This is a genomic window from Paenibacillus sp. CAU 1782 (assembly GCF_054551715.1).
The window spans coordinates 1,349,765-1,376,504 of sequence record NZ_JBTOLL010000001.1 but is presented as its reverse complement, the minus strand read 5'-3'; the positions used below and the strand labels follow the sequence as shown (position 1 = coordinate 1,376,504).

The 26,740-nt window shown below is 46.3% G+C and carries 25 protein-coding genes, 2 tRNA genes and 1 pseudogene; 15 read left to right on the top strand and 13 right to left on the bottom strand.

Annotation, left to right across the window (positions count from 1 at the left end; genetic code table 11):
- Position 1: 1 nt before the first annotated feature.
- Together ACX93W_RS06770 and ACX93W_RS06765 are read right to left on the bottom strand one after the other, a co-directional pair.
- Complete coding sequence (locus tag ACX93W_RS06770; protein ID WP_459391531.1) at positions 2-499, bottom strand: chemotaxis protein CheW; 498 nt, start codon at positions 497-499, stop codon at positions 2-4.
- A 14-nt stretch (positions 500-513) separates the two neighbouring features.
- Entirely contained in the window at positions 514-2,526 is a 2,013-nt protein-coding gene (locus ACX93W_RS06765; protein ID WP_459391530.1) for a chemotaxis protein CheW, read from the bottom strand.
- Positions 2,527-2,793: 267 nt separating this feature from the next.
- On the opposite strand from ACX93W_RS06765, the gene ACX93W_RS06760 reads away from it, so the two are divergent.
- The 7 genes and pseudogenes from ACX93W_RS06760 to ACX93W_RS06730 all read left to right on the top strand — a co-directional run.
- Positions 2,794-3,189, top strand: a complete 396-nt coding sequence (locus ACX93W_RS06760; RefSeq protein ID WP_459391529.1) for a helix-turn-helix domain-containing protein — start codon at positions 2,794-2,796, stop codon at positions 3,187-3,189.
- Positions 3,190-3,247: 58 nt separating this feature from the next.
- Positions 3,248-3,847 (top strand): DUF1349 domain-containing protein, encoded by a 600-nt coding sequence (locus tag ACX93W_RS06755; RefSeq protein ID WP_459391528.1) that lies wholly within the window; start codon positions 3,248-3,250, stop codon positions 3,845-3,847.
- 303 nt (positions 3,848-4,150) lie between these two features.
- On the top strand, positions 4,151-5,965 hold the full coding sequence (locus ACX93W_RS06750) for a family 43 glycosylhydrolase (protein WP_459391527.1): 1,815 nt from the start codon (positions 4,151-4,153) through the stop codon (positions 5,963-5,965).
- Between the two features lie 191 nt (positions 5,966-6,156).
- Positions 6,157-6,726: a TetR/AcrR family transcriptional regulator gene (locus tag ACX93W_RS06745; RefSeq protein ID WP_459392024.1), complete on the top strand. Its 570-nt coding sequence runs from the start codon at positions 6,157-6,159 to the stop codon at positions 6,724-6,726.
- 12 nt (positions 6,727-6,738) lie between these two features.
- Positions 6,739-6,966 carry an Asp23/Gls24 family envelope stress response protein gene (locus tag ACX93W_RS06740; RefSeq protein WP_459391526.1) on the top strand — a complete coding sequence of 76 codons (228 nt, stop codon included), beginning with the start codon at positions 6,739-6,741 and terminating at the stop codon, positions 6,964-6,966.
- A gap of 87 nt (positions 6,967-7,053) precedes the next feature.
- Positions 7,054-7,263, top strand: a complete 210-nt coding sequence (locus tag ACX93W_RS06735) for a hypothetical protein (protein ID WP_459391525.1) — start codon at positions 7,054-7,056, stop codon at positions 7,261-7,263.
- Positions 7,194-7,442 (top strand): annotated as a pseudogene (locus ACX93W_RS06730) (GNAT family N-acetyltransferase); the annotation flags it as partial. The gene ACX93W_RS06735 and the pseudogene ACX93W_RS06730, both read left to right, overlap by 70 nt.
- 111 nt (positions 7,443-7,553) lie before the next feature.
- Here ACX93W_RS06730 and ACX93W_RS06725 read toward each other — a convergent pair.
- The 3 genes from ACX93W_RS06725 to ACX93W_RS06715 all read right to left on the bottom strand — a co-directional run bounded on the left by ACX93W_RS06725 (position 7,554) and on the right by ACX93W_RS06715 (position 9,831).
- Positions 7,554-8,051, bottom strand: a complete 498-nt coding sequence (locus tag ACX93W_RS06725; protein WP_459391524.1) for a putative periplasmic lipoprotein — start codon at positions 8,049-8,051, stop codon at positions 7,554-7,556.
- Between the two features lie 106 nt (positions 8,052-8,157).
- Positions 8,158-9,300: a hypothetical protein gene (locus tag ACX93W_RS06720; protein WP_459391523.1), complete on the bottom strand. Its 1,143-nt coding sequence runs from the start codon at positions 9,298-9,300 to the stop codon at positions 8,158-8,160.
- A gap of 444 nt (positions 9,301-9,744) precedes the next feature.
- A tRNA-Leu gene (locus ACX93W_RS06715) sits at positions 9,745-9,831 on the bottom strand.
- 212 nt (positions 9,832-10,043) lie between these two features.
- Between ACX93W_RS06715 and ACX93W_RS06710 the strand changes: the two genes are divergently transcribed.
- Complete coding sequence (locus ACX93W_RS06710; RefSeq protein WP_459391522.1) at positions 10,044-10,880, top strand: divergent polysaccharide deacetylase family protein; 837 nt, start codon at positions 10,044-10,046, stop codon at positions 10,878-10,880.
- On the opposite strand, the gene ACX93W_RS06705 is transcribed toward ACX93W_RS06710, so the two are convergent.
- Complete coding sequence (locus ACX93W_RS06705) at positions 10,845-11,576, bottom strand: N-acetylmuramoyl-L-alanine amidase family protein (protein ID WP_459391521.1); 732 nt, start codon at positions 11,574-11,576, stop codon at positions 10,845-10,847. The genes ACX93W_RS06710 and ACX93W_RS06705 overlap by 36 nt on opposite strands.
- A gap of 154 nt (positions 11,577-11,730) precedes the next feature.
- On the opposite strand from ACX93W_RS06705, the gene ACX93W_RS06700 reads away from it, so the two are divergent.
- On the top strand, positions 11,731-11,931 hold the full coding sequence (locus ACX93W_RS06700) for a YqzE family protein (RefSeq protein WP_459391520.1): 201 nt from the start codon (positions 11,731-11,733) through the stop codon (positions 11,929-11,931).
- Positions 11,932-11,951: 20 nt separating this feature from the next.
- On the opposite strand, the gene ACX93W_RS06695 is transcribed toward ACX93W_RS06700, so the two are convergent.
- The 3 genes from ACX93W_RS06695 to ACX93W_RS06685 all read right to left on the bottom strand — a co-directional run bounded on the left by ACX93W_RS06695 (position 11,952) and on the right by ACX93W_RS06685 (position 15,828).
- Positions 11,952-12,896 (bottom strand): hypothetical protein, encoded by a 945-nt coding sequence (locus tag ACX93W_RS06695; protein ID WP_459391519.1) that lies wholly within the window; start codon positions 12,894-12,896, stop codon positions 11,952-11,954.
- A 158-nt stretch (positions 12,897-13,054) separates the two neighbouring features.
- On the bottom strand, positions 13,055-14,023 hold the full coding sequence (locus tag ACX93W_RS06690; protein WP_459391518.1) for a YqhG family protein: 969 nt from the start codon (positions 14,021-14,023) through the stop codon (positions 13,055-13,057).
- Positions 14,020-15,828, bottom strand: coding sequence for a DEAD/DEAH box helicase (locus ACX93W_RS06685; protein WP_459391517.1), 1,809 nt, complete (start codon positions 15,826-15,828; stop codon positions 14,020-14,022). Before ACX93W_RS06685 ends, ACX93W_RS06690 begins: the two co-directional genes overlap by 4 nt.
- A 191-nt stretch (positions 15,829-16,019) precedes the next feature.
- Between ACX93W_RS06685 and ACX93W_RS06680 the strand changes: the two genes are divergently transcribed.
- Positions 16,020-19,736, top strand: a complete 3,717-nt coding sequence (locus ACX93W_RS06680) for an LAGLIDADG family homing endonuclease (protein WP_459391516.1) — start codon at positions 16,020-16,022, stop codon at positions 19,734-19,736.
- A gap of 90 nt (positions 19,737-19,826) precedes the next feature.
- Complete coding sequence (locus tag ACX93W_RS06675; protein ID WP_459391515.1) at positions 19,827-21,530, top strand: DUF262 domain-containing protein; 1,704 nt, start codon at positions 19,827-19,829, stop codon at positions 21,528-21,530.
- Between the two features lie 28 nt (positions 21,531-21,558).
- Here the strand turns inward: ACX93W_RS06675 and ACX93W_RS06670 are convergent, their stop codons facing one another.
- Both ACX93W_RS06670 and ACX93W_RS06665 read right to left on the bottom strand, forming a co-directional pair.
- Positions 21,559-21,894 carry a hypothetical protein gene (locus ACX93W_RS06670; protein ID WP_459391514.1) on the bottom strand — a complete coding sequence of 112 codons (336 nt, stop codon included), beginning with the start codon at positions 21,892-21,894 and terminating at the stop codon, positions 21,559-21,561.
- Positions 21,891-23,009: an AI-2E family transporter gene (locus ACX93W_RS06665; RefSeq protein ID WP_459391513.1), complete on the bottom strand. Its 1,119-nt coding sequence runs from the start codon at positions 23,007-23,009 to the stop codon at positions 21,891-21,893. Before ACX93W_RS06665 ends, ACX93W_RS06670 begins: the two co-directional genes overlap by 4 nt.
- A gap of 402 nt (positions 23,010-23,411) precedes the next feature.
- Between ACX93W_RS06665 and ACX93W_RS06660 the strand changes: the two genes are divergently transcribed.
- The 3 genes from ACX93W_RS06660 (at position 23,412) to lpdD (ending at position 25,857) form a co-directional block, all read left to right on the top strand.
- A complete protein-coding gene (locus ACX93W_RS06660; protein ID WP_459392023.1) occupies positions 23,412-23,594 on the top strand; it encodes a hypothetical protein in 183 nt (60 codons plus the stop codon).
- An 87-nt stretch (positions 23,595-23,681) separates the two neighbouring features.
- Entirely contained in the window at positions 23,682-25,424 is a 1,743-nt protein-coding gene (locus ACX93W_RS06655; RefSeq protein WP_459391512.1) for a hypothetical protein, read from the top strand.
- A gap of 58 nt (positions 25,425-25,482) precedes the next feature.
- Positions 25,483-25,857 (top strand): prenylated flavin chaperone LpdD, encoded by a 375-nt coding sequence (gene lpdD / locus ACX93W_RS06650; protein ID WP_459391511.1) that lies wholly within the window; start codon positions 25,483-25,485, stop codon positions 25,855-25,857.
- 194 nt (positions 25,858-26,051) lie between these two features.
- Here lpdD and ACX93W_RS06645 read toward each other — a convergent pair whose 3' ends face one another.
- Positions 26,052-26,285 carry a DUF2536 family protein gene (locus ACX93W_RS06645; protein WP_459391510.1) on the bottom strand — a complete coding sequence of 78 codons (234 nt, stop codon included), beginning with the start codon at positions 26,283-26,285 and terminating at the stop codon, positions 26,052-26,054.
- A 143-nt stretch (positions 26,286-26,428) separates the two neighbouring features.
- On the opposite strand from ACX93W_RS06645, the gene ACX93W_RS06640 reads away from it, so the two are divergent.
- Positions 26,429-26,551, top strand: a complete 123-nt coding sequence (locus ACX93W_RS06640) for a hypothetical protein (protein ID WP_459391509.1) — start codon at positions 26,429-26,431, stop codon at positions 26,549-26,551.
- A 91-nt stretch (positions 26,552-26,642) separates the two neighbouring features.
- On the opposite strand, the gene ACX93W_RS06635 is transcribed toward ACX93W_RS06640, so the two are convergent.
- Positions 26,643-26,718 (bottom strand) — tRNA-Thr (locus ACX93W_RS06635).
- Between the last annotated feature and the right edge of the window lie 22 nt (positions 26,719-26,740).

Below are 26,740 nucleotides of genomic sequence, written 5' to 3'. Positions count from 1 at the left end.
GTTAGACCTGGCCGACGCCGGACAGGTTTTCCGCTTCATGATGATTAAGCAGTTCGTCGCAATTGAGCAATAGCTTGACTTCGTCGCCTGATTTGCCGATGCCTTGAATATATCGGCGGCTGAATTGGTTCAGATCGGGAGGCTCTACAATATTGCCTTCCTCTATGGTCATTACTTCGGCAACCGTGTCTACAATAAGGCCGATAGAAATCTCTTTGATATCCACGACGATAATGCAGGTCCGGTCGTTGTACTCCCGGAACGGTTTGCGGAAACGCAGTCGCACATCCATTACGGGAATAATTTTGCCCCGCAGATTGATGATGCCTTTAATGTATTCCGGCAGCTCGGGCACTGGCGTTATGGATTGCACGCCAATAATTTCGGTTACGTGCCGAATTTCGATTCCGTACACCTCGGAGCCAAGGGCAAACGTCAAATATTTGTTTTTGAGCGAATCTTCTTCAAGTTCAAGCTCCTGGAGGGCGCTTTGTTGCATGGATGTCAGCTCCTTTAGTGAAATGAAGATAAGGCGGGCGTTCTTGGTCGAACGGCGCCGCTCACCAACGCGGCAGGGTCCAGGATCAGACTGATGCTGCCGTCTCCGAGCAGTGTGCAGCCCGCAAGTTCTTTAATGTGTTTGATTTTTTTTATGTATGGCGGGAGAGTCTTGACGACTACCTGCTGCTGGCCCAGAAGTTCGTCCACGAGGACGCACACCTTGCGTTCATCTTGCTGTACCATGACAAGCACGCCTTGGGAAATATCGCAGGCGCTTCCGCGAGTGCTGAGGCGTTCATCCAGACGGAGAATAGGAAAACATTCCCCGCGAACCATTATCATCTCATTGCCGTCTGGATCATAGAGCAGATCTTGCATTTTGGGCTTAAAGGATTCCTGGATGGAGGTGGTAGGCAGCGTATAATGCGCTCCGCCTACTTTGATATTCATCCCGTCGATAATGGCAAGGGTCAGCGGGATCTTCAGCGATATCGTTGTGCCGGCCCCCGGCGTGCTTTCGACGAGAATGGTGCCGCCAACCTGCTCAATGTTTCGGAAGGCAACGTCCATGCCTACGCCTCGTCCGCTATATTGAGTAACGTCTTCTTTGGTCGAGAAGCCGGGCAAAAAGATCAGATTGTATATTTCCTTATCGCTGAGCTCAAGAGAGTCTTCTTGTATCATGCCTTGCTCCAGCGCGCGCCGCATTATTTTTGTTTTGTCCAGGCCTTTGCCGTCATCCTTGACGATAATCAGAACGTCGCTGCCGGCGTTTTTGGCTTCCAGCGTAACTGTACCTGCCAGCGGTTTGCCGGAGAGTGTTCGTTCCTGACTGGTCTCCAGGCCATGGTCAACCGCGTTCCGGACCAAATGCATCAGAGGGTCCGAAATTTGCTCGATTATATTTTTATCTACTTCCGTCTCTTCGCCGATGATTTGGATATGTACCTCTTTATCCAGATTTTTGCCCATGTCGCGAATGACGCGGTGCATCTTCTGAAAGGTAGTGGTTAATGGAACCATCCGGATGGACATCACAATATCCTGCAGCTCCCCGGTAATTTTGCGCAGATGGGCCGCCGATTTGAGAAAATGCTCGGATACGATGTTCCTTAACGCCTCGTGCTGGGTAACCATAGCTTCGGCAATAACCATTTCGCCAACCAGATCCATAAGCTTGTCCAGCTTGTCTACATTGACGCTGATCATGGAGGAAACGAGGTGGTCTTTTCTTCCTAAAGCCTGGCTGCGGGAGTCGCTATTTTCATCAGAATCATCATCGCCAGCCATTGCCGTTTCAGAAGCAGCAGCAGATTCAAAAGACGTAGATGCGTCATTTGCGGGAGAGAGTCGGACTTCCTGGATGTAAGCGGTTTGCTTAATTTGCTCAATAATTTGCTCTTTCGTTTCTTTGCTTTGCAGGAAAAAGACAAAACCGTTTTTGCGAATTGTTTCGGCGGTTTGTTCATTTTCAGCAATATCTTCCGGAAAAAAGCTGGTGATCGTCATAAGCTCCCGGAGCTGGTGAATCATGGCGAAGGCGCGAACGTTTTCCATGAGACAGTCGGGCGAAAAGGTAACCGTTGCTTCATAGTTACATACGGGAGCAGCCTCTGCGGAAAACGCGTCCAAATAATTGGTGACGGCTCCAACAATCTCCGAGGGATCACCGTCGGCGGGGTTGCCGTTGCGGATTTTATGGGTTTCGACTTTGATAAAATCAAGTCCGTCCCAAATCAACTCGAAAAGGGCATTAAAGTCATGGGGGGCTGAACGATTTTCTCGGATACGGTAAAATAAATCTTCGATAATATGCGCAGTCTCCGAAATGCTCATAATAGACATCATGGCGGCGGAGCCTTTAATGGTGTGCATATGACGAAAAATTTCTCCGATCGCCTCGCTGTTAAAGCATTTGGCGGATTCGCAGCGTAAAAAGGTGGCTTCCAATTGTTCGATCAATTGTGAAGATTCGAAGAGATACATTTCCAGCAAGGGGTCATCGGTGGACATAGGGCCTGACATTGTGATTTTCATCCTCCTTACCTGATAGTTAAAGTTGTTATGCTGGAGTTTGGGAGATCACCTCTGTTGTTCCGTCGTCGCAAGGAATGGATGGAGATGGAATAAAAAAAGATTAACTAGTTAGTCAATAGGAAAAATTGCCCTGTTTCCGACATTATAATCGTAAAAACGATTAATTACAATGATATTTTACGTAAATACGTGTGGCTTAGGTATAGTTTGCCAATAGACTTTTTTCCTGGTTAAAGAAAGACAGGAGTGATAATCATGGATGGAATTAAAGGAAGAATTAAATATTTGAGGAAAAAGCACGGATTGACTATGGCGGAATTTTCCGCCAGAATTCATGTATCGCCTGGTAATGTCGGGGATTGGGAAAGCGAAAAAAGGTCTTCTACGCCTGGAACAAAAGCGCTTATCGCTATCGCGGAGGAATTTAAGGTGTCGCTGGATTGGCTGCTGCTGGGAAAGGTGCCGAGCGGCACGCTGGAATCACCCGACAACGGGGAAGAAAGAACGCCTGAGCGACAAAGTGAAGGGGAAGCTGCGCCGTATCAGCCTTTCCAGACTTTAATGTCGATTGCTAGCAAATTGTCAACGAAGGATGTGGACCTGCTGTCGCAAGTCGCCAGCCGCTTCAAGACGACGACCAGAGACATCTAAGCTTGAATGAACTGAAAGCGGGCTTTATTAATATGCAATTGAAAGGGGCACGAGAATAATGAAAAGGAATGTGAAATGGGAGGAAGGGGCATGGACCCGCTCTCCGCAATCTTCCTATCGGGATGGCGAGAATCTGGTCGTTACGGCGGAGAAGGAGAGCGATTATTGGAGGCATACCCTTTACGGCTTCGTTCATGACAATGGACATGCATTGCTGAGCGATTGGGACAAGGAAAGGGCGGTTGAGGTCGCTTTCCGCCTGGAGTCCTTCACGGAGCTGTACGATCAGGCGGGAATGCTGCTTTACCGGGGAGAGGAGCAATGGATTAAGGCAGGCATCGAAATGAATGACGGCGTCCCTTGTCTTGCCATTGTTGTCACGGACGGTTTTTCCGACTGGTCGCTTACGCCAGTGCCCGATTGGGATGGCGAGGAAGTGACGATACGGGCATCTATCAAAAACGACGGGGTGATTATACGCGCGCGCAGCAGCCGTCATGGCTGGCAGACGCTGAGGGTAGCCAGATTCCCTTATCCGGACGGCGTTAAAGCCGGGCCAATGGTATGCAGTCCGGTTGGAGACTCCCTTCAAGTAACATTCACCCGATGGGAGCTGAAGGAACCGGATCGGGAGCTGCATGCCGCACCACCGCTGTAGGTTCATGCTCAAAAAAAACGATAAAGATGGGCAATCGTAAAAACGATTGATTCACGGCAAACACTCCGCTGCTGTTCTTGACGACAGAGCGGAGTTTTCATTAAACGCAGCGAATTCCCCCGACATTTCGGTCAGGTTGATTAAGCCGAGATATCTGTTGCAAAACTGTGAGCAGAAGGTATAAAATCGCGTGCATTTTCATATTTTCCTTCTTTATGCTTGGAAAATCCAGTACAATAGGAGGGGATCATGGTTGTCCATGATGACTATTTTACAGGCTTTGGCCATTTGGGAGGAAGTTTAATGTCAGCTCAGGATTTAACGTACAGCGGTTATTTGCTGGCCCACTTTATCGGCGAAGAGCCGGATGGCGAACAGGTTTATTTTTCCTACAGCGAAGACGGCTTGCACTGGAAGGATTTGAACGGCGGCCAGCCCGTGCTGCGTTCCGGCTTGGGTGAAAAAGGCGTGCGCGATCCATTCCTTGTCCGCTCGCCAAAAGATAAAAAGTTTTTCTTGGTTGCAACGGATTTGCGCATTGCCAATGGCAAAGGCTGGGGCGTTGCCGTTAACGAGGGAAGCCGCGATCTGATACTGTGGGAATCATCCGATCTCGTTAACTGGTCGCAGCCGTGGTCTGTTACGGTTGGCCTTCCGGGAGCGGGATGCGCATGGGCGCCTGAAGTAATCTATGACGAGCAAGCCGGCGATTTTCTTGTCTTCTGGGCATCCGCTACACAGGGACCAGACGAAAACGAGCGCAAGCAAAAGATTTATAGCGCCAGAACAACGGATTTCCGCAGCTTCAGCCCGTCCGAGCTTTATATCGAGCGTGAAAACCATATTATCGATACAACGATCATTGCCCATCAAGGGACTTATTACCGATTCTCCAAGGACGAAACGACCAAAAACATTACGGTGGAAAAAGGCGCCACGTTGGACAAAGACGCTTTTGCGCCTTTGAAAGCGCCAACACTGGAAGCCATTATGGGAGTGGAAGGTCCGCAAATTTTCAAAATGAACGACCGCGACGAATGGTGTCTGATTATCGACCGTTTCGCGGAAGGCAAAGGTTATTTGCCGCTCCTGACAAACGATTTGAACAGCGGGGAGTTCCGTGTGCTTGAAGACGGAGACTTCGATTTGGGCAAAAACAAAAAACGTCACGGAGGCGTTATTCCGATTACGGCAGAGGAAAGCAGCCAACTGCTGGCGGCTTTCGGAGACGGCCATCAAGTATTGCCGGGACAATTCGCCGATCCCGATCTTGCCAAGTTCGGAGACCGTTATTATCTCTATCCAACAACGGACGGCTTTGAAGGCTGGTCCGGCACACAGTTTCATGCATTTTCCTCAGCCGACCTGAAGGTCTGGAAGGATGAAGGCGTTATCGTGGATTTGCTGTCGCCGGACGTGCCTTGGGCAATCGGAAGCGCATGGGCTCCCGCTATCGCTACCCGCAACGGCAAGTATTACCATTATTTCTGCGGCAAAGAAGCAAGCGGCGTCAGCGCGATTGGCGTTGCGGTTGCCGATCATCCGGCAGGTCCTTTTGTCGCTCAGCCGGAGCCGCTTATTACAATGGATCAGATGAAACGCCTTGGCATCAAAATGGGCCAAACGATCGATCCATCCATTTATACGGAAGAAGGCGGAGCCGCTTACATGCTGTTTGGCAACGGCGATGGGGCGATTGTAGAGCTTGGCGACGATATGATTAGCGTTGTTGAAGATACAATGCGCAACCTGGACGGGCTGGAGGATTTCAGGGAAGCCGTCACAGTGCTGAAACGCGGCGGGCTTTATCACTTTACCTGGTCCTGCGACGATACCGGCAGCGAAAACTACCATATCAAATATGGCACTTCGGAGCAGCTGTACGGCCCTGTCACGTACCATTATCCTGTTTTGGTCAAAAACCCGGAGAAGGACATGCTGGGCACCGGCCATCATTCCATTATGCAGGAACCAGGCAAGGATGAATACTGGATTGCTTACCACCGTTTTGTAACGCCGCTTACCCGCTTCAAGGATGGAAAAGGCTTTCACCGCGAAACCTGCATTGATCCCATTTCCTTTGGGGCCGACGGGCTGATGCTTCCGGTGAAACTGTAGATCTCCAGCATACTGAGAAACCCAGTGACTTGTCTCCTAAGTCACTGGGTTTTTCTTTGTGCCGGCACAAAATCGGATCAGGCATAGTAAACTTGTAACTCCTGTAAAAATGATTTATTATATAATCAATTGATAGAAACATATATCAAAAAATCGAAACAATGATTCATATACCAAGGGGGGAGTTTGAAATTAAAAAGGAAATGTCGACGGTAAAACAAAGCCGGTTTAACTCAATTCTTGATGCGGCAACGTCGCTGCTTATTGAAAAACCAGGAGCTTCCATGGCGGATATCGCAGAACGTGCAGGCGTTGGCATTGCAACCTTGCATCGATATGTGGACAGCCGGGAGCAACTGATGGCCCAATTGGGATTTCGGGCAATCGAGGTAGTCAATGATATCGTTGGTTCCATAACATTTGATGAAGAGCGATACCAGGACTATTTTCCGGAATTAATCAAAGCACTGATTCCTATCGGCGATAAAATTTACTTTTTGGATCACGATGCTTCCGTTCATTACAACATAGAAATTGAAGAGGCGGATAAAAAGTTGAGAGAGCCGCTGCTGCGCGTCATCGGGCTATTGCAGGTAAAGGGTTACTTCCGCAAGACGCATCCAAAAGAGTGGATCGCGGATGTTTTGTATAGTCTTCTTTTTCTGACCTGGCAGCAGGTTCAAGACGGACATATCGCCAAAAATAAGGCGGCGGATTTGGTATTGGATACCTTTTTTCACGGCTTTAAATCAACGAAATAGAGGAGGGTTTTTATGAGATTGCAAAATGTGATGGGTTCAACCCATATTTCTACGATTGTGTTGTCCAAGCTGGTCGGAATGGCTGCCAAAATGACGGGTGGGATCGCTTCAATGCCAACGAGTTGGCTGGAGGGGATAAGCAATAAGCTGAGCGGGGGCAGCCTGCAAAACGGTATTGAATTAAAAGTAGATCAGTCGTCGCTGGAAATCAACATAAAATCGTCGTTAAATACGGAGTGAAACGATAGAACAGCTTACCGGGCTTACGATCGAAGCGATTAATATCAGGGTTGAAGGGATAGCGATGAAGGAAGCGGGAGCAAACGCATGAGCGAAATCATGATTGTGAAGGCGAAGACTGAATCTCTGGCGGGAGGCAGACTTAATTGCATGGCGCTGGGAGATGTATCTAAAACATTGGCGGGTTCCAAAGAGGATGCGGTTATCGATCACACTTTTGGCGAGCTGACGAATTTCATATTGGCTCATTGGCAGCTTTGCCGGAGAGCAGGGGGATGGGAATTGGATCGCGTTTGATCCGGTGTGCTGAGCGGCAAGCATTATTGCAGGATTTTTCCAAAGTTTCATTAACGGTCAATCAACATAATCATGGTGCGATTAGACTTTATGAACGCATGGGTTATCGTAAAACAGGAGAAATCAGAAGGCCCGCCTTATCGCTGTTCAGAATGTCGAGGGTACTGATTCATGCGTAAGGGAATTGTACCCGGCTTGTTTTATGATAGATGGAATGATGTAACATAAAACCGGCTTCTGTGGTATTGCAAAGAAGCCGGCTAGAAAGAAAGCAATCAATAGAAATATCTTTAATCCGCATTTTCCTTTATAGAGGTAATTTTGCTAATCTTGTACGAAGTCACAACGGTTTCTGTTCCTATGTCTACGATCTGAATTTCAATAACCAAGCTATCCTCGTTTTGCTGAATAAGCCCAACTATATCCTTCGGTACCTGTATATTGTCTCCACCTTGAAATACCTCTCCTGCCCCAAGCTCTATTCCCTCTCCCCCCATTATCTTATAGGAGGAATATTCGTTGAAACCTAATGCATCCGATAGAGTTTGTCCATGAACCACATAATTAACATAAACAGGACCTAGATTGTCCTTTGATTGATTCGTAATCCGATATTCAATACTAAGCAAATCTTCATTCTCATCATTAAGCCCCACAATATGAATCGTTGAATATTGCTCGTCAATAACAATATCACTACCTGCCGTTTTATTGGTCTCGACGTTACCATTGCTGCAACCGACTAAAGCGATCATTGAAATAAAAACAAATAAAATCTTTTTTATCAACTAAGGTCACCTCCCGTAAAATCATGTTGTACGCGTAGACTTTATTAATGGATAAGACTAATGATAGAGATGTGCGACTGCCAATGATCTAATCCATTATAAATTATTACATAGTTTCATTAATTTCTGAATTAAATAATTCTAACAAACGATCTCTGTAATCTGATGGATCTTCATTTTCCATTTTTGGATTTTTCTTCTCATATTCCGGCTGGATATTCGACCAAATATAACTTTGTTGATGGTGATCAAAGTCATATTCATAGAATAACTCATTGATATCTTTTAAACCAAGCCCATTTATTACATCATCTATAACTATCCTACCAGTATCAGAGTTTAGAGCTTGTCGTTTTTGATCCTCAATAAATTCGTTCAATTTATCATAATCTACTCCATATTTTTCAGCTAATAATAATATCGCGTCATGTCGTAAAACACTTTTTCTTGCTGCATTAATAATATCATTAGAATCCAAGCTTATCTTGTGGCCAGAATTTATCATGTTGATGGCAATTCTTTCAACCCATTTATCTACAGCCTCATCAATAAATATTGAATCGCCATTCTTTTTTTGTTCAGAAATGGTCGTACTATATTTCGTCAAAATCTCATTCTTAAGTTCAATTCCCCTTTTAATATCTTCAGATTGTAGTGTGGGTACATTCTTATCTATTCGTTCATTTGTAGTGAATTTTGGGGGAATATTATATACAACATCAGTAGTCGAACTAATGCTTCCTAAAAAAGTTGCTCCGAATCCGCCACATTCAGAAACGTAAATTCTAGCAGCAGTATCATATTTAAGATTTACGTTTTTATATGCTGCGCTCCATACATTTATGTCACTATGACCATACGTGAATGTCCAATCGCCTCCCATTAGTACACTATGCTCCATGTTTGTACCCCACTGATGATCTCCGATTGATCCCAAATTATTATTCGTCCCAGGATCAGTATAATTTAAACTCTTCATAATATTCACACTATACATATAAGGAATCTTAGAAGTCGTATTGACCCAAACCTCATGGTCAAATAAAAATAATAAACTTTCTCCATTTACAGTATCAATCCATAGTGTTTTTGTGTGATTCATAGTGCCTAAACCAGTACACGCGTTCCACCATGTACTATTTACATTCGACCACGTTCTCTCGTAAGACCAATGATGCGCTTGCACAAATGGTACCATAACCGTAATTGACAGAATAAGAGTTGTAAAAAAGACAAAAAACTTTTTCATAAAGGCAATCCTCCATTTTTTAATCGTGAAACAAAAAAATGTTAGCGCTTTCTTTAGTGGTAATATAAAAATATATAATTAAACGACACCTCACTTTCTTAATATTTATCCACTAATTGAATCAACTTCTTCACTTATATAAACACTTCAAATTAAAGTTTCGTTGCATTTTTTATAAAAATATTTCCTTCTCTAGAGAAGCATATTCTTCATATTTCATCGATGCTTTATTTTAAAGTGATGAGCATAAAAACAACCTATATCAACGTGAACTGGGAAAATGGCTAAGGTGATAGAAAAACCGCTGGAGCAAATGCATGAGCGAAATCGTGATTGTGAAGGCGAAGCCTGAATCCGAGGCAGGAGAGAAGTCAGAATGTCTGTGGTAAACAAAAAAGCTTCCCGTATGCCCATTGGCAAAGGAAGCTTGCTTTATAAAAAATATGGTGCGGTCGAGAGGACTCGAACCTCCACGTCATTGCTGACACTAGAACCTGAATCTAGCGCGTCTGCCAATTCCGCCACGACCGCATGTGTTTATTACAACGTAAGTTATAATAGCATGGCGGATTAGACCAGGTCAAGCATGAAGGAAAAAGTTCCAATTTTCAGCTAATTATGCCGTGGTTTAATTCGTTAAATTGTTATTCTACTGGTACCGGGTTTCCTTGAAAATGAGCATATTTTCCTGATGGTTCATCCATACTATGGTGCAAGACTGTGCAGAGGTGGAGGAAACTGTCATGAAAATAAAGACAACACGAGCAATGCTGGCAGCTGTCATAGGGATTTGTTTGTTGGCTTGGCAAGGCGCAGCGGCAGCTGGACTTGCAGATGCTGGACAAGGTGGTATCGGCAGCGACACTAAAGATGAGATTCGCAGACTGGCGATCGTTATCGACGATTTTGGCAATGGAATGAACGGGACAGAGGACATGCTTCAGCTGCCGGTAAAGTTTACGGCTGCCGTCATGCCGTTTATGCCTACTACCAAACAAGATGCCGAAGAGGCGCATCGTCTTGGCCATGATGTCATCGTCCATATGCCTATGGAGCCGAACAAAGGTCTCAAGAAATGGCTTGGCCCAGGCGCAATTACAACGGATCTGAGCGATGATGAAATTCGCAAGCGGGTGGAGGATGCCATAAACGATGTGCCCCATGCTATAGGCATGAACAATCATATGGGATCCAAGGTCACTGCGGATGAAAGGGTAATGCGCATCGTACTCGGCGTTTGCAAGGAGCGAGGATTGTTTTTTCTGGACAGCCGGACGACTTACAAAACCGTAATTCCCAAGCTGGCAGAGGAAATTGGCATCCCGCTCGCATCCAACAATGTTTTCCTTGATGATGTTTATACCGAGCAGCATATTGCCAAGCAGGTAACGGAGCTGCGCAAAAAGTTGAAAAGCCAAGGGGATTGCGTTACCATCGGCCATGTCGGGCCTCCCGGCAAAAAAACGGCGGCCGTATTGAAGATGAGCATCCCTGCCATTCAAAAAGAAGCCGTTGTCGTCAAGCTGTCGCAAATGGTTAACGGATCAATGGGCGATCCATTTGTATTGCCAAATCCCTGAAGCAATTGCTTCCGCAATCTCAAGCTGGCGCCGGGAATCCGTCAGCATGCTGCGATCCTCCGCGTTGCTGATAAAGCCCATCTCCACAATGACGGACGGCTGATCGACGCGCCGCAGCAAATAAAACGGTTTTCCCTCACGCGCAGCCCGTGATGTTTGCTGCTGACGGTTTAACGCATTTTGCAGGCAAAAGGCCAGCAGGGCGCTTTCGCCCTGGTCTTGATGAAGCACCAGCGGACCTCGTTTGGTTTTGTTTTTGACGGAATTGACATGCAGGCTGACCAAAATTTCACTATTAATTTCTTCTGTCAATTGGCGGCGCTGGGACAAATCGCGACGATGGCGGGATGACGTCTGATGCCAGCGATTGTCATCGCTAAGCGCATAGTCTCCTGTCCGATTCATAATGGCGGGTATGCCTTGGCTGCGCAGAAGCAAATACAGCTTGCTGGCGATAGCCAGATTAATGTCCTTCTCAAGCGTATCGCCAAAGAAGGCTCCGCCGTCGATTCCGCCATGGCCAACATCAATAATGACTGAGGTTCTCGGCATTGTCCAGCCATCGTTGTAATCGGGACGGGTTTCATGCATTGAGGCATTGTTTAAATCCAATGCTGCTGCTTTAGCTGCCAGCGCTGAAGGCATATCCGGCAGGCCGATGGCAATAACTGCACAAAAAATCAGGAAAAGTCGCATAGTGTGATCAGCCTCCACTAAATCGTGCATATCGCTTAGGCGAATGCTGTTATTAGCGTGTCTGATTATTGGGTAAGTCATGCATGGTTACATGGAGGAAGAATGGGGAAGGCTTTTAATGGAGACATTTTACGATAGGGCAGGGGGTGTAGAAATGGCAAAAGGAAAAGGCGATGACCTTGTGAAATTTATGACAGAGCAATTCGTAACGTATATGGAGACGCCCCGCGAGGTGCGGAAGCAAGCCCGAACGGAAGCCAAAGCTGTCAGAGAGCCTTGGCTGACCCGATGGTTTGGCTGGGGACCGCTCGGCCTCATGCTTTGGTGGCGAGGCCGAAACGGTCGGCAGCGTTAACGTTTAAGCAGAAAAGTCCGTTATTTATAAAAATCTCCCATTGCAAGCAGCCATTCCGCCGGAATGTAGCGACGGTCCGTGCCCTCCTCATCGGAATCAAGCGCCACATACAACTGGTCGTCGCTCCATCGGTTAAACCCGACCACGGACCAGACTGCGCGGTATTTATTTTCAAAACTCAGGGTTGTATAACGCAGTTTTTGCTCCTTTGTTAATCCGTTCAAAATAGCGGCAAGCTTGTCCGGCCCGTCCAGATTTAGCGGTTTGCGGGTTAACCAAGGCAATGTTTCGTAGGGGTTAAAAGAAGGCACGACGAGGCTTGCCGCCAATTTGCCATGTGTATCGCCAGTCCCGGCTCTATCCCCTGCCAAGCCATCCTCCGCTTTTTGACTTTGCTTGGTCCAGCCTTCCTCGTCCGCAGGCAGCATTTCCCCCGTGACGGCATCCATATAATGAACGTTTGAACCGTCCGTAATCCTCCAGGCATTCAGAAGCGGATGAATGTAAACTCGTTCCGATCTGGATTTTGCAGCTGGCTGCAATTGTATGCCTGTGAGCTTCAGCGAATGCTCGTTAAACAGCGGCCATTCCCCGGTTCCATATTCTCCAAGCTGAAAGCCGCCTTCCTCTTTGGCATGAATAATTAAATAACCTAACGTTTCCGCTTTTTTCTTCACAAGAACAATCCAGCTATGGGTTCCCGGCCCAAGCGGCGAAGTTTCCAGAGTCGCATTTCTCCATCCTGAAAAAGGGGAGGTTTTTCCTCCATCTTCGATCAATGAGCCAATCCACTCTTTGGCTTGCGATTCCAGCGGCGTTTCCGACAAAGCGTAATAAACAGGAGCTGCCTTTGGCAAATCATCGCTTTTGGCAACGTCGGCAGACGCATAGGGGGCCATTAGTGAAAAAAGCAGGGAAGCGGCAATGGATGCCGCCAACTTTTTTGTTCTATTTTTTCTGTACATCAAAAACACCTCAACTCGTTTTTGGCTTGTTTGCTACGAAGATTCTGTCTTTTATTGTAGAGGACAAGCTGCAAGAAGGCTGTTGCAACCTGTCGCGACACGGTGGAAATTAATCCGTCTTTTTTTGCCGGATATCTTCGATTCCCGTCTGTTCTTCTTTAATGGATGCCTTCCAGGTGGAAAAGACCGCAATTAATAGCGGAAGCCGTCACACGGGGCTCGTATTGCCACTTGATTTCCGCGCGGCGCTGACGGTATTGCTCCTGTATGGCCCCTTTATTTTCATCTAGAGCATTTTCAATAATGGGCGTGTAATAGGAGTCGATGCGTTCCAGCTCTTCCGCCAGCCTTGCTGACGCTTCCTGCGCCCATGTGTAGCTTTGACTCTTAAGCTTGCGCTCCAGCGTCGCTTCGATAATAGACAATGCTTTTGCGTAGGAGATGCCGTTTTTGGCGATATGCACATTGGCGGGCAGCCGGGGAGTCAGCTTGCGCGAAGTCAGCATGTCGTAAAATTGCTCAACGCAATTGCCGGTGGCAAGCGACACGCCAAAGCTGTATATTTCCTCGCGTTTGCGGTCGCAGCAAAATTCCACCTTGATATTAACGCCCAGCCATGCGGTATAGGGGGTGGAGTTGAAGGGACTGATTCCTCTGCGCTCCGGCTCCTGAAACAGACAAACATAACTCCCGTTGGCTTTAGCGGCGCCAAACAGCCGATCCAGCTTTCCGGCTCCAAAATACAAATCCTCCCGAGGTATTCTGACCCCCGTCGCCAAATTGTTTTGCACAAAACCAAAGGAGCGGGCAAGCGCGGCATCGGCGGCTCCTTGAGGAGCGGCTGCGCCATTCCCAGGGCCGGCCCCGGTAGGCGCTGCCTCCGCTTCGGCTTCGGTCCTGCTTGCGTCGTCGTACCGCTGCTTGTCCGTGACATACAGAAACGTCATGGTTTCAGGCTCGCTGCCTACCCGGTCCACAAAGCTCCAGTAATAGGGCCGATTTGTTAATTCGCGGTCGGCTTGGGGCGACAGCTTGACCATATAATGCGCCGGAGATTTTTCGATAACGGAGCAACCTGTCGCTTCCAGAAACCGGCCCACAAAACGGTGGATCTGCTTTTCGTTCATGTCTTCACCTCCACTGATGCGCCAAGCCGGTCCAGATTCAGCACGACATCCGGCTTTTGACTTGTAATAGACCCATCCCCCGTCTGTACTTCGCTGCTGATTTGGCTCAAGGAACTCCCAAGCTCTCTCAGGTTATGCTGAAGCTCCTGCTCATTTCCGGACTCCAGGAGCACCTTGGCGAGCCGCTGCTCCATCGTGCCGCCGCCTTCGAGCTTTTCCAAAATATGATCCAGCTCGCCGATGACCAGCTCGAACAGGTTGATTTTTTCATGCAGGAGATTGACGATATGCTCCTCAATCGTGCCAAGCGTGCATAAGTTGTAGATGCGGACGTCTTTGGTCTGGCCCAGGCGGTGCACCCGGCCGATTCGCTGCTCTACCCGCATGGGATTCCATGGCAGGTCGAAGTTGATCATATGGTGGCAAAACTGCAAATTGATGCCTTCGCCGCCGGCTTCCGTTGCTATCAAAACTTGAGCGCGCCCGCGGAACAGGTCCATCATCCAGTCTTTTTTCCCCCGGTTCATGCCGCCGCGATAGGGAACTGCGCTCAGGTTATGGCTGCGGAAAAATTGGAGCAAATACTCCTGGGTTGCCCGGTACTCCGTAAAGATGATGACCTTTTCATTCATTTCCTTAACGAGCTCCAAAACCTTTTCCGCTTTGGTATTGGCGGTAATGCCGCGAATTTTCTCCACCAGCTCCCAGATTTTCGGGCGAAGCGGGGAGTCTTCGGATGTTTTTTTGAAAAGGTTGACCAGAGTCAAAAAAACCGCGTCTCTGCTGCTGCACACTTCGCGCTGGAGCGTTACGAGCGAAAGCATGCTGCTCATATCGCCGCCGCTTTCGTCATAACGCTCCCTGACAAAACCGGTCACGGCATCGTACAGCGCTTTTTCCTCCGGTGAAAGCTCGAGCGGCACATTTTTGACATGGCGTTTCGTAAAATGAATGCCGCCGTCGCCCCGCCGATTACGGATCATAACGCCCGACAATACCTCCTGCAGCTGATCCTCGTTTTTGGGCAGCCTCTTTTCGACAACAAAGTTGGCTGCAAACTGGCTTTGTCCGCCAAGCTGTCCCGGTTTCAGCAGAGTGATCAGGTTGTAGAGCTCATCCAGGTCATTCTGGATGGGGGTGGCCGTCAGCAATAAGCAATACTTTTTTCGGAGCAATGTGGCAAATTGGTAGTTGGTCGTTTTTTTGTTTTTGAGCTTGTGGGCTTCGTCTATGATGATCAGATCGTAATCTGTGCCGAGTACGGTTTCGCGGTGCGGGTCGCGCTTGGCCGTGTCCATAGAAGCGACCACCACATCGTAACCCCAGGTATATGCTTTTTTCTGGGCAACGGCGGGAATGCCGAATTTCTGGTTCAACTCCCGCACCCACTGAAGAACAAGGGAAGCGGGCACCAGGATCAGCACTTTGGCCACCAAGCCGCGAACCATATATTCTTTGAGGACAAGACCGGCTTCTATCGTTTTGCCGAGTCCTACTTCATCGGCTAGAATAGCGCGACCGCCCATTTCGTGAAGCACCTTGCTGGCCGTCCCGATCTGATGAGGCATAGGCGTGAGGTCTGGGAGCGTTCGCAAGCATTGCAGCTCTTCAAAGCTTTCTACCCGCTTCGCTTGCTCGGCCTCCATCGTCAATTGATGCAATGTCCAATCATCCCAAGGGCCTCCGCGTTGAACGCGGTTTTGCAACTCTTGAAGCCAATCGTTTTCAACATGCAATTCAACCAGTTCATTCAATTTGCGTTTGGAACCGGACGCCGTTTGTTCTCTAGTCGATGAATCGTTCATGCCGTTTTCCCTCCCGATAAGTGCGTATTCAAGATCGTTAAAATTAGAGCTTCCAAGTAGTATTGCCCTCTTGGGTAATAAACATAATAAGGGATAAAAACAAAATGATTATCAACATATAGTGTGTTAAAATCGATACAATATACTACATGTGGATTTTCGGGCGAAATTTAACTGGGAGGGGAAGAGCAATGGCAAAGCTTGAGGGATTGGGCGAAAAGATTTTTTTGGACAGATATGCGGTGAAGCATAGAGACGCATCAGGCGTGAAACCGGGCGATCTTGTGCTGATTCTCGTGAAAGAAGATCCCAAATTTCCGGTAAAGGAGGTTGGCGAAGTAACGGAGCGGTCCGGAAGCAAGGTTAAGGTGACGCTGAGAAATGGCGAAACGATCGAAAGTGATATCGCAAAATTGTCTCATCCCCTTGAAACCACGCCGGAGCAGATGTGGGACAGAATTGCGGACGCGATTTCCGCAGTGGAACCCTCTGAAGAGAAGGCGGATGAGTGGAGAGGGAAGTTCAGAGAAATCTTGGAGGACTTCCGGCTTGTTCCAGGCGGTAGAATTGCGGCGGGAGCAGGAGCAAGTCAGGAGTTGACGTTGTTCAACTGCTATGTTATCCCTTCGCCAAAGGACAGTCGAGGCGGGATCATGGATTCGCTCGGTAATATGACGGAAATAATGGCCCGCGGTGGCGGCGTTGGCTTTAATCTGTCTTCTCTGCGTCCACGAAGCGCCGTAGTTGCTGGCGTTAACGGCACGTCGAGCGGAGCCGTATCCTGGGGCGGGCTGTTCAGCTATACAACGGGACTGATCGAGCAAGGCGGCAGCCGGCGCGGCGCCTTGATGCTGATGATCAACGATTGGCATCCCGATTTGTTGGAGTTCATAACGGTCAAGCAAAGTATGGGACAGGTGACGAATGCCAATTTATCGGTATGTGTCAGCAACGCTTTTATGAAAGCGGTCAAGGAAGATCTGGAGTGGAACCTCCAATTTCCGGATAGCAAAGACCCCGATTACAACGAGCTGTGGACCGGTGATCTTGACGCCTGGAAGGCTCTTGGCAAAGAAGTTGTTCTGTACAAAACGCTGCGCGCTCGCGATATCTGGCACATCATCATGGAATCTGCCTGGAAATCAGCGGAACCCGGCGTCGTATTTATGGAGTATTACAATGAAATGTCGAATAGCTGGTATTTTAATGAGATCAATAGCACTAACCCTTGTTTCCATCCAGGTACTCGAATATCGAGTGAATATGGCCTTTTGACCATCGCCCAATTATATGAGAAAACGAAAGGGGAACGTTTCCTAATCGGAACAGACGCTCGTCTAGTCGAGAAAGCAAAGGTTGTCGGAGGGCGTTCATATGAGGTTCCAGGCCTTGTGATGCGCCAAGCTAATGTGTTTTCTACCGGTATGAAAGAGACAATTGTAGTGACCTTGCGAAATGGAATGGATATTTCTGTAACAAAAGATCACCGGTTATATACGAATCATGGCTGGAAGGAAGCTCAGCACCTTACTCCAGAGGATTACGTTTATGTTCAATCCGGCAAAGGGAAATTCGCGAGCAGGGATGACCTGGGTGAACATTGGGGAGTGTTTCTTGGTTGGTTGACAGGCCATGGCTGGGTATCTAAACATGGTGATGTTGGAATGGTTTTTGGTGCCGGGGATAATGAAACGGTACGTAATCTTGTTGATGCAGGACAAAAAATCACTGGAGTCAGGGCGAAAGTATTTGAACGAAATAATGGGACGCAGCAGGTGTATTGGTGGAGTAAAGAGCTGCTTCACAAGCTTAATGAACTAGGCGTCAACGCTGTGAATGCACCTGAAAAAACAGTTCCTGAAAGCATATTTTCTTCGTCGGAAGTTACCGTGACAGCATTTCTCCAAGGGCTTTTCAGTGCAGATGGGACAGTCTATGAAAAGGATGAAGCTCGTTGCAGCGTTAGGCTGATATCTTCATCAAAGAAGCTGCTGCAAGGCGTTCAGCTGCTTTTGCTTAATTATGGCATTCATAGTTCAATTTACGCCCGTCCCAAAAAATCACAATCGCATTTTTTAGATGTAGCAAATGCCGGTGAGCTCCGCACATATGAAAGCAGAGGTTTTCATGAGCTTATTATGACAGGAAACAATATCCTTGTCTTTAAAGAACAAATCGGGTTTCGATATATTTCCAGAAAACAAGAGGCGCTTGAGCGAATTGCTCGCAGATCCCGCAAAACGGAAAAGTTTTTATCGGCAGTTGTTTCCGTTACGCAAGGAGAACTCGCAGACGTTTATGATATTACTGAGCCTGTAACTCACTCGCTTGTTGCTGGCGGGATGGTTGCTCACAATTGCGGTGAACAGGGACTGCCCGGCTGGGGCGTATGCAACCTGTCGGCAATTAATCTTTCTCTTTTTTATAATGAAGGAAAAGGAGATGTGGACTGGGAGGAGTTGGCGAAGGTGACGCGCTGGTCGGTGCGTTTTCTTGACAATGTTATCGATGCCACGCCGTATCACTTTCCTCAAAATGAAGCCAACCAGAAAAAGGAGCGAAGGGTTGGTCTTGGAACGATGGGGCTTGCGGAGCTGCTGATCAAGCTGCAAATTCGTTACGGCAGCCGGAAATGTCTTCTTTTCCTGGATAAGCTGTATGGGTTTATGGCCCGTGAAGCCTACCTGGTATCGGCTGAAATCGCTGCCGAGAAGGGAGCTTTTCCCGCTTTTGATGCGGAGCTTTTTCTTCAGAGCGGCTTTATGAAAAGCTTGACCTCACAGTATCCTGAAGTAGGCGATGCTATCCGGCAATACGGCATCCGTAATGTAACAGTGCTTACGCAAGCGCCAACAGGCAGCACGGGGACGATGGTTGGCACCTCGACGGGTATCGAGCCGTATTTTGCATTCCAATATTTCCGCCAAAGCAGGCTGGGTTATGACAAACAGTTTGTCCCCATTGCGCAGCAGTGGAGAGATGAACATCCAGGTGAAGAGCTGCCGGAGTATTTTGTAACGGCTATGGATTTATCCGCAAAGGATCATATCCGGGTGCAGGCTGCCATCCAGCGCTGGGTGGATAGCTCGATTTCGAAAACGGCGAATTGCCCAAATGATTTCACAATCGAGGAGACCAAGGAGCTTTACGAAATGGCATATGAGCTTGGCTGCAAGGGCGTAACCATCTATCGCGACGGCAGCCGGGATGTGCAGGTTTTGTCCACGGCTGCGACTGAAGAACAGGAGAAGGCAGGAGAGCAGGAACAAGAACTGGAGCAAGGACAGCTCCATGAGAATAAGGCTGGAGAAAATCAGCCAGTGGGCAGCGATACGATGGACAAAGCCTACAGAAGCCGTCCGCAAGTGCTGCGCGGCGCTACCTACAAAATAAATACGCCTTTTGGGATGGCGTATATTACGATTAATGATCTTTCCGGTTCGCCAGGCGAAATTTTCCTGAATGTCGGCAAAGCGGGCTCCGATGTTTTTGCGATGGCGGAGGCATTAGGCCGGGTTTGCTCCTTGTTTCTCCGTTATGGAGATCATGGTCATAAGGTTGAGCTTTTGATCAAGCATTTAAAAGGAATAGGCGGATCGGGCGCAATCGGCTTTGGCGCGAACCGGGTGGAGTCAATCGCGGATGCGGTGGCAAAAGCGCTGGAGCAGCATGTGGGTGGAGGGGAGTCAGGGATTACGGGATACCCCATGAATAAGGAGGACTCACAGCACCCAAAAGATCTGGAGCATCCAGAATCTTCAGCGTCAACTAAGTCCCCGCTTCATACGGAAATGGACTTTCAGGCGAGCGGCTCATTGGACCTTTGTCCGTCCTGCGGTTCGGCGTCGCTAATCAACATCGAAGGCTGCAAGCAATGCAGCAATTGCGGGTTTAGCAAGTGTAATTGAAGGTTTTCCTTTAACCATTTTCTTTTTTACAACCCAATCTCTACCATGATAAGATATCAATAGTTTATCAAGAATTGGGGGATATCCTATATGTTCGATGGAAAAATTGAAGCAAAAGAAATATTATTAAAAGAGCTTTTTTCATCAAAATTTCTATTTCAAATTCCTGGCTACCAGCGTCCATATTCTTGGGAAAAGGATAATTTTGACCAGCTTTTTGAAGATATTAAACAAGCTATGGAACACGCAGATACCCACAGAATCGAAGACAATTACTTTCTTGGTAGCATAATTCTTCAAGTGAAAGAAGAAAAATTGGATGGCGCTGGATTATATGATGTTGTTGATGGTCAACAGAGGCTCACAACGTTGACGATACTACTCGCAGTTTTACGCGATTTAGTACAGGTAGATGACGCAAAAAGATTTCTTCATGGGAAAATATTTCAAATGGGAAATGTTTACGAAAATGTTCCGGAAAAAGCTCGTTTGTTAGTCAGGGAAAAAGATCGTGATTTTTTCAAGAAATATATTCTAACAATCGATGCAACAGAGTCAGCAGCTTCACTGGATAAAAAGCTTCTTAGCGAATCACAGGCGAACATGGTTGAAGCTATAAGGACGTTTAAACAAAAGTTTTCTGACGGTAGTGATATTCAACAAAAATTATTAGACCAAATGATTAAATTTATATTCAATAATTGTGTATTAGTATATGTCAAAACGGGAAGCTTTACGTCCGCATATAGATTGTTCTCTATTTTAAATGATAGGGGCATGCCGCTATCTACAGCCGATTTGCTTAAAAGCGCAAATCTTGGAGAAGTAAAAGATGGATCGGAAAAGGATCGGTATCAAAGGAAATGGGAAGATGTTGAAGAAGACCTTGGGCGGGATAAGTTTGATGAACTGATTGGGCACATAAGAACCATTCTAATAAAGGATAAAGCAAAAAAATCAATTATTGCAGAATATGAAGAAATAATTTTCAAGAAACACCCACAACTAAAAGGGAAAACATTCATCGATACGATAGATGAAATTGCTGATATCTATAAAGAACAATTAATGAATGCACATGTTCGATCTAAAAACCCGAAACTATACAATTTGATGTCCATCATGAGAGATTATATACCTAATTCGGATTGGGTGCCTGTTTACATTAGTTTTGCTAGAAAGTTTACTGATGAAAAAGATATTTATGCTTTTTTAGTTAAACTAGAGAAACTTGTCGCAACTAATTGGCTTCTGGAAATTACACCAACTGCAAGAATAGTTGAAATGAATCGTCTGTTGCATATTATTGAGACGGAAAAAGACGCAGATAAAATACTTACCGATGCTCTCTTCGATACTGCTCAATATGAAGACGAAATCGAAGCTGCATTAGATTCCCAGAACTTTTATAAAAAGAAGTATTGCAAATATGTTCTACTTCGAGTTGACATGGCATTAAGTGAGAATGAAAATATTATGAAGGCTTATACAGGAATAGTAACTGTAGAGCATGTATTACCTCAGAATCCATCACCTTCATGGACTGCTAATTTTGATGTGAATACACGCGATACTTTGACACATCGTCTGGGCAACCTTGTACTACTTAGCCGAATGAAAAATTCATCTGCAAATAATAGATCATTTGATAATAAAATCCAGACGTATTTATCAAAAGGTATGACTGATTTTGCAATCACCAAAGATATATCGAAATATAAAGAATGGAACAAGTACACGCTGGAAGAAAGACATTTGGAATTAACCAAGATTCTTGCAGATATCTGGTTGTAGTAGTGATTTATAACGCTGAGTTATACGACTAATCCAATAGTGAAAAATTAACAATAAACGTAAAAATGCCCGCAACAACTAGCCCAACGATTAAACCATTAATGCACAAGGCGATGAGGGCTGACTTGTTTTTATAAGTAATGACACTAAGCAGACTCAAAAAAATGGTTGCTGCGCATACGGTTAAGGATAGCATGACTGGCAGGAAAAAAGATAAAATCGAAATGAATCCAAATAGATAGGCTAATTTAATCAGTGGTTTCAAGAGAATCCCTCCATTTTTAAAACAGCCCGCCCCTTTTTTAAAGGAGCAGGCTGTTTCTTCTTTGATGGTATAGGACGAACCTGTCTGGATCGTTGTCATTGCGGTTGCGCCGGTGGCGATTCCTCTTTTGGCGATTCCTCTTTGCTGTTGCGCGTTTTGACGTAAAGCTCATACATTTTGACAGCTACAATCTTAACGATGACGTAAATCGGAATAACAAGCAGGAAGCCGACAATTCCACCTATATCGCCGCCAACCAATACGAGAATAATCGTGGTCAAGGGATGGATAGCCAGCTTTTTGCCGAACACATAAGGCGCAATCAGATTATCCTGAATCTGCTGGGCCACGAGGATAATGATGAGCGACCAAATCGCCGTTGCTGGCGACTCGATTAGGCCGATAATAACAATCGGTATGCTTGACAAAATGGCGCCAATGAACGGGATAAAGTTCATTAATACGGCGATTAAAGTCAGCAGCAACGCGTATGGCAATCCGATAATGAGAAAGCCGATGTACATCAGTACGCCAAGCGCCACATTAACAATGACCCTTCCAACAATAAACCCGCTAAGCGCTTGATCGATTTCGCCCAAAACGGACCGTCCGTCTTCCCTGTAGCGAGCCGGGAAAAGGCGAACCAGGCTGTTATTAAATTTGCCGCCTTCCTTCAGCATGTAGAAGAGCATAATCGGGAAGGTAAAGAGCACAATTGCAAAATTGGATATAAAGCCAAACAACCCGGATACGGAGTTTCTAACGACCGTGAAACCATTGTTCAGAAACTCTGTGATCTGCTCCGAAATATTAATATCGGCGGGGATCCATGAGGAGATCAAATCGCTTTGCGTCCATTCGTCGATTTGCTTATTCATGGAATTGATCAAATAAGGCGCGTTGTGCACCAGATTTTGCAGCTGCGCTTTCAGGGAGGGCCAAACGCCGATAAAAAAGAAAACAAGCAGCACAAAGCTGATTAAATAAAGCAACAGGATTGAAAGCGTGCGATTTAATTTTTTTCTCTCCAGGTAATCAATTAAAGGTCGTAGCAAGTAGTAGAAAAAACCGGAAAGCAGAAGCGGCGTAATAATGATGCTGAGAAAGGACAGCAAGGGGGTAAAGATGAAAGGAACGAGCGAGCTTAAATAAATGATGCCAAGGGTAAGTAAAATCGCAATACAGATTCGGATAAAGATGTTTAACCTTCTCATGGGCTCTCTCCTGTTCATTCTTTAGCTGTGTATGTAGTCAAACCTATGGAGTATACGCAAAAGTCGGCTTGCGGTAGCAAAAATATTAAGCAGGGAGGTCGGCATCCAGCCCGAGCGAAACCTTATTTCTTCCAGCCGCGTAATGACGTGTAAAGGATGGGGAACGAATGAAACGAAAAAAGCGCGACCGACATGAAGCGGCTTCATTTATTATTGAAATCGTTCTGGAGCTGTTGGTGTATGTCCCCCGATTGCTCATAAGAGCCTTCAAGTGGATTTTTGACTAAAAACAACTTGATTACTGGATTGGTACAAACTCAACTCATAGTTCGTTAGACTGAGCCAAGCTTTTTTTACATATCATCTCTTATTTGAAAAAGGTGTGTGGGACTATTGAAGCTAATGAAACAAGGCAGAGTTGTGTTTCTGGTTGTAAAAGGTTCAACGATTAAGAAGTTCCTGATAGTAGATTTGATTGCCGGAACGGGTATTTATTATGTACTAAAAATCGTCTATTCAAGTGTAATCATTGCTTCTGCAGGAAGCTTTATTGGAACCGCCACGTTAAAGAAAATCGGGAAATAGAGTCCAAAAAGTAACCTACTTCATAGGCAAATATGGTGACGTATGTTAACATAATAGCTATATTTGGATAATTATGGAGGGTTGCAGGTGAATCAATTGGAATCTCCGAGCAAGTATGCAGGATCTGGCGGAATGTCCCGACGAACCATTGGACAAAGGATCGTGCATTATTGGCCGCATTATCTAATTATTGTTCCCGCCATCTTGTTTTTACTGCTGTTTAAAGGCGTCCCCGTTATTACTGGCATGATTGTGGCTTTTAAGGATTATCAGTTTTTTAAAGGAATGTGGAAAAGCGATTGGGCTGGCTTGTCCAACTTTGCGGAGCTGTTTCAACACACTAATTTCGGCACAGTGATATCCAATACGGTAACATTAAAACTGAGCATACTGGCTTTTTCCGGAGTTGTCGCTTTTTTGGCGGCTTTGGCTGTTAGCGGCATTGCATCCGCCCGGGTCAGGAATTGGATATCGGCAATTATGGTACTGCCCTATTTTATCCCTTCGACTATTCTGGCTTTCCTGGGATTGCATCAACTGCAATCGCTGTTGGGGCATCCGCTGGGAGCTGGTGTAGAGAACGAAAACGCTTTTTACCCGGCACTTCTATGGCTTGGGACCATGCTGCTTTATACCGTGAAATACGGCGGCATTACGTTTGTTGTTGCGCTTGCAGCGATTACCGTCAAACAAAACGCACTGCAAAAGGCAATGCGCCTTAACGGAACAGACGGAGGGTACTGGAAGTCGACCGTCGAACCTGCAGCAAGGGTCGTGGCGGCAGCGATTCTGGTTCAGTTGTCATTTGTGCTTTCGACAGATCGTGAACTGCTGGATATGTTTCTCGAGCCGATCGTCATAGGCGGAAAGGAAACCGTTGATTATTTTATTTTCAGGCAAGGGTTTATGATGGGCAATTTCGGTTTGGTCTCGGCTGCTTGGGTCATTCAATTTTTTGTCAATGTCCTGTTTATGATCCTGGCCTACTTGTTGGTCAGAACCCTCTTTAAGGGAGATTTGTTTCCGCAGGAGGACAGCAGAAATACTTCTACATATGGCGGGTCAAAAGTTGCCGGTTACACCATCGCTCTCATTGGATCGGGCGTTGCACTTTTTTTGTTATTCAAGCTGTATGTATACCCGCATCTAGGGAGCAGCCCGTACCCGGCTAAAGTGACGGATGCGCTGACTTTGTTTACTATGCTTCAATATGGCCTGGGTTATTTGGCGGTGACTCTGTTTTCAATCATTGCAACGGCTTTGCTTGCTTACCCTCTAACGGTGCGTGGATTGCCGGGAGGGATGGTTTACCGAATAAGCATACTCCTTGCGCTGTGCGCAACAAGCACGATAAGCGTTCATGAATATTTGATTTATCAAAACATGGGGTTAATCAATACGATATTCCCGGTTTTGCTTGCCGGCTTTCAACCTTTCTTCTTCGTGTTTGTGCTTAAAGCTATTTTCAACAGCCGTTACAGCCATCTCAGAGATCAGGCAGAGCTTGAAGGCAAAGGAGAGCTTGCAATTTTCATATCGTTGTTCATCCCGAAAATGTGGAAACCGCTGCTTGCGATTGGGGTGCTTCAGTTTGCAGCGATGTGGGGCAGCGCAATACCGTCAAGAATCTATATAAGCGACATGTCAAAGCAGTCCCCTATGATGATGATTTGGAATTTGAGTCTGCAAGGAGCGCCGCTGACAGAACAGAATCTTCCGTTCATTCTGCTTTTGGCAGGTATTGTCGCCTTGCCGCCGATCCTTTTGTTTATTTTGTTCCGCAAATGGCTGGTTTCCGAAGTGCTTGTCGGCGGATTGGTAAAGCGGTAAAATTATCTGGTTTCCATTTGTGCAATCTTATGCGGCAGGTAAAAGGGAGGCCCCGAAATTGTCGTTGATTGAGATCCAGACCGTATTTATGGGGAAAGACATTGCGTTTCTAATAACGGGAGGAGACGCCCACATCGGAGCAAGCGCTACCGCGTACTGGAATAGGGAGGGGGAAGTCGTATCGACGATCCAGCAGCTTCCAGGGCACAGGGAAGGGGAGCTGGCGGAGGAGTTGGCGGTGATGGCTGCTTCCCGGCTTGGTGTTACAGTGAATGTGCTTGCGGGAATTCATGTCGAAAGCCCGACAAGAGAGGAAATAGCCGATATCGTTGAAGAAACCCGCCTCAAAATGGCGGAAGCAATCCGGACTGCGGCGAACAATGCCGCAGAAGCAGAAAACGGGGCTGTCCAAAAAGCCGATCCGCGTATCTGATTCAATTAAAAACGCTAATGGACATCCGTGTCCGTTAGCGCTTATTTTTTAACTTTTTGCGTTTGTAACGGACATTGATGTCCGTTACAGTGAAAATTATCCAATAATTACCCATTTTGGGGCTCTAACGGACAAGGATGTCCGTTAGAATTTCAAAATCTGCGTTTTACGCGTCTAACGGACTTTCGTGTCCGTTAGAGCGTTTGACTTTTTGGACAGCCCCGTTTTAATTTGAAATGAACAACGGCAGTATAAATCATTTTTTCCTTGCCGGGATGAAATACGCTGTTGTGCTGAACGGCATAAACATCAAGCAGGAGCGCTTTATTGATTTCAATAGCGGATTGCATTAGTTTTTCCAACTCTTTAATCGTGTAAGCCTCGAAACATTCGATTTTTGTATCAATTAAATCTAATTGAAAGTCCAAACAGAATCTCCTCCATTTACGTAATAAAATACAAATTTCAAAAAAAGACTACTGATTGTGAGAAATATCATGTAAAATAAATGAAATAGAGAAAACGGTTGCAAACAGTATACTGTAGCGCAGCTTGTAAAGGAGGGGTGGCAATGGAGAAGGTTCCCGGCTCCGTTTGGTTTTGGTCGATTGTCATTATTGCATTGGTTACATGGGTGACCTTGTGGGTTACAAAAAAAGCTTACTCCAGAAAGTGGGATGAGCCTGATGAATAGATCCATGACAGCAAAAAACGCCTGTTGCAGAAGCAATTGGCGTTTTTTTATATAGGATCTGTCATTTTAATTTAGTTCTAAAAATAAAAAATGGTGCCGTCGAGAGGACTTGAACCCCCAACCTACTGATTACAAGTCAGTTGCTCTACCAGTTGAGCTACAACGGCACGTTTTTTATGTCGCGATGTT

What these genes read in the sequence shown, in the direction of transcription:
- ACX93W_RS06770 (WP_459391531.1), bottom strand. Translation starts at nt 499, where the DNA reads ATGCAACAAAGCGCCCTCCAGGAGCTTGAACTTGAAGAAGATTCGCTC.
- ACX93W_RS06765 (WP_459391530.1), bottom strand. Translation starts at nt 2,526, where the DNA reads ATGTCAGGCCCTATGTCCACCGATGACCCCTTGCTGGAAATGTATCTC.
- ACX93W_RS06760 (WP_459391529.1), top strand. Translation starts at nt 2,794, where the DNA reads ATGGATGGAATTAAAGGAAGAATTAAATATTTGAGGAAAAAGCACGGA.
- ACX93W_RS06755 (WP_459391528.1), top strand. Translation starts at nt 3,248, where the DNA reads ATGAAAAGGAATGTGAAATGGGAGGAAGGGGCATGGACCCGCTCTCCG.
- ACX93W_RS06750 (WP_459391527.1), top strand. Translation starts at nt 4,151, where the DNA reads ATGTCAGCTCAGGATTTAACGTACAGCGGTTATTTGCTGGCCCACTTT.
- ACX93W_RS06740 (WP_459391526.1), top strand. Translation starts at nt 6,739, where the DNA reads ATGAGATTGCAAAATGTGATGGGTTCAACCCATATTTCTACGATTGTG.
- ACX93W_RS06735 (WP_459391525.1), top strand. Translation starts at nt 7,054, where the DNA reads ATGAGCGAAATCATGATTGTGAAGGCGAAGACTGAATCTCTGGCGGGA.
- ACX93W_RS06720 (WP_459391523.1), bottom strand. Translation starts at nt 9,300, where the DNA reads ATGAAAAAGTTTTTTGTCTTTTTTACAACTCTTATTCTGTCAATTACG.
- ACX93W_RS06710 (WP_459391522.1), top strand. Translation starts at nt 10,044, where the DNA reads ATGAAAATAAAGACAACACGAGCAATGCTGGCAGCTGTCATAGGGATT.
- ACX93W_RS06705 (WP_459391521.1), bottom strand. Translation starts at nt 11,576, where the DNA reads ATGCGACTTTTCCTGATTTTTTGTGCAGTTATTGCCATCGGCCTGCCG.
- ACX93W_RS06700 (WP_459391520.1), top strand. Translation starts at nt 11,731, where the DNA reads ATGGCAAAAGGAAAAGGCGATGACCTTGTGAAATTTATGACAGAGCAA.
- ACX93W_RS06695 (WP_459391519.1), bottom strand. Translation starts at nt 12,896, where the DNA reads ATGTACAGAAAAAATAGAACAAAAAAGTTGGCGGCATCCATTGCCGCT.
- ACX93W_RS06690 (WP_459391518.1), bottom strand. Translation starts at nt 14,023, where the DNA reads ATGAACGAAAAGCAGATCCACCGTTTTGTGGGCCGGTTTCTGGAAGCG.
- ACX93W_RS06685 (WP_459391517.1), bottom strand. Translation starts at nt 15,828, where the DNA reads ATGAACGATTCATCGACTAGAGAACAAACGGCGTCCGGTTCCAAACGC.
- ACX93W_RS06680 (WP_459391516.1), top strand. Translation starts at nt 16,020, where the DNA reads ATGGCAAAGCTTGAGGGATTGGGCGAAAAGATTTTTTTGGACAGATAT.
- ACX93W_RS06675 (WP_459391515.1), top strand. Translation starts at nt 19,827, where the DNA reads ATGTTCGATGGAAAAATTGAAGCAAAAGAAATATTATTAAAAGAGCTT.
- ACX93W_RS06670 (WP_459391514.1), bottom strand. Translation starts at nt 21,894, where the DNA reads ATGACAACGATCCAGACAGGTTCGTCCTATACCATCAAAGAAGAAACA.
- ACX93W_RS06665 (WP_459391513.1), bottom strand. Translation starts at nt 23,009, where the DNA reads ATGAGAAGGTTAAACATCTTTATCCGAATCTGTATTGCGATTTTACTT.
- ACX93W_RS06660 (WP_459392023.1), top strand. Translation starts at nt 23,412, where the DNA reads ATGAAACAAGGCAGAGTTGTGTTTCTGGTTGTAAAAGGTTCAACGATT.
- ACX93W_RS06640 (WP_459391509.1), top strand. Translation starts at nt 26,429, where the DNA reads ATGGAGAAGGTTCCCGGCTCCGTTTGGTTTTGGTCGATTGTCATTATT.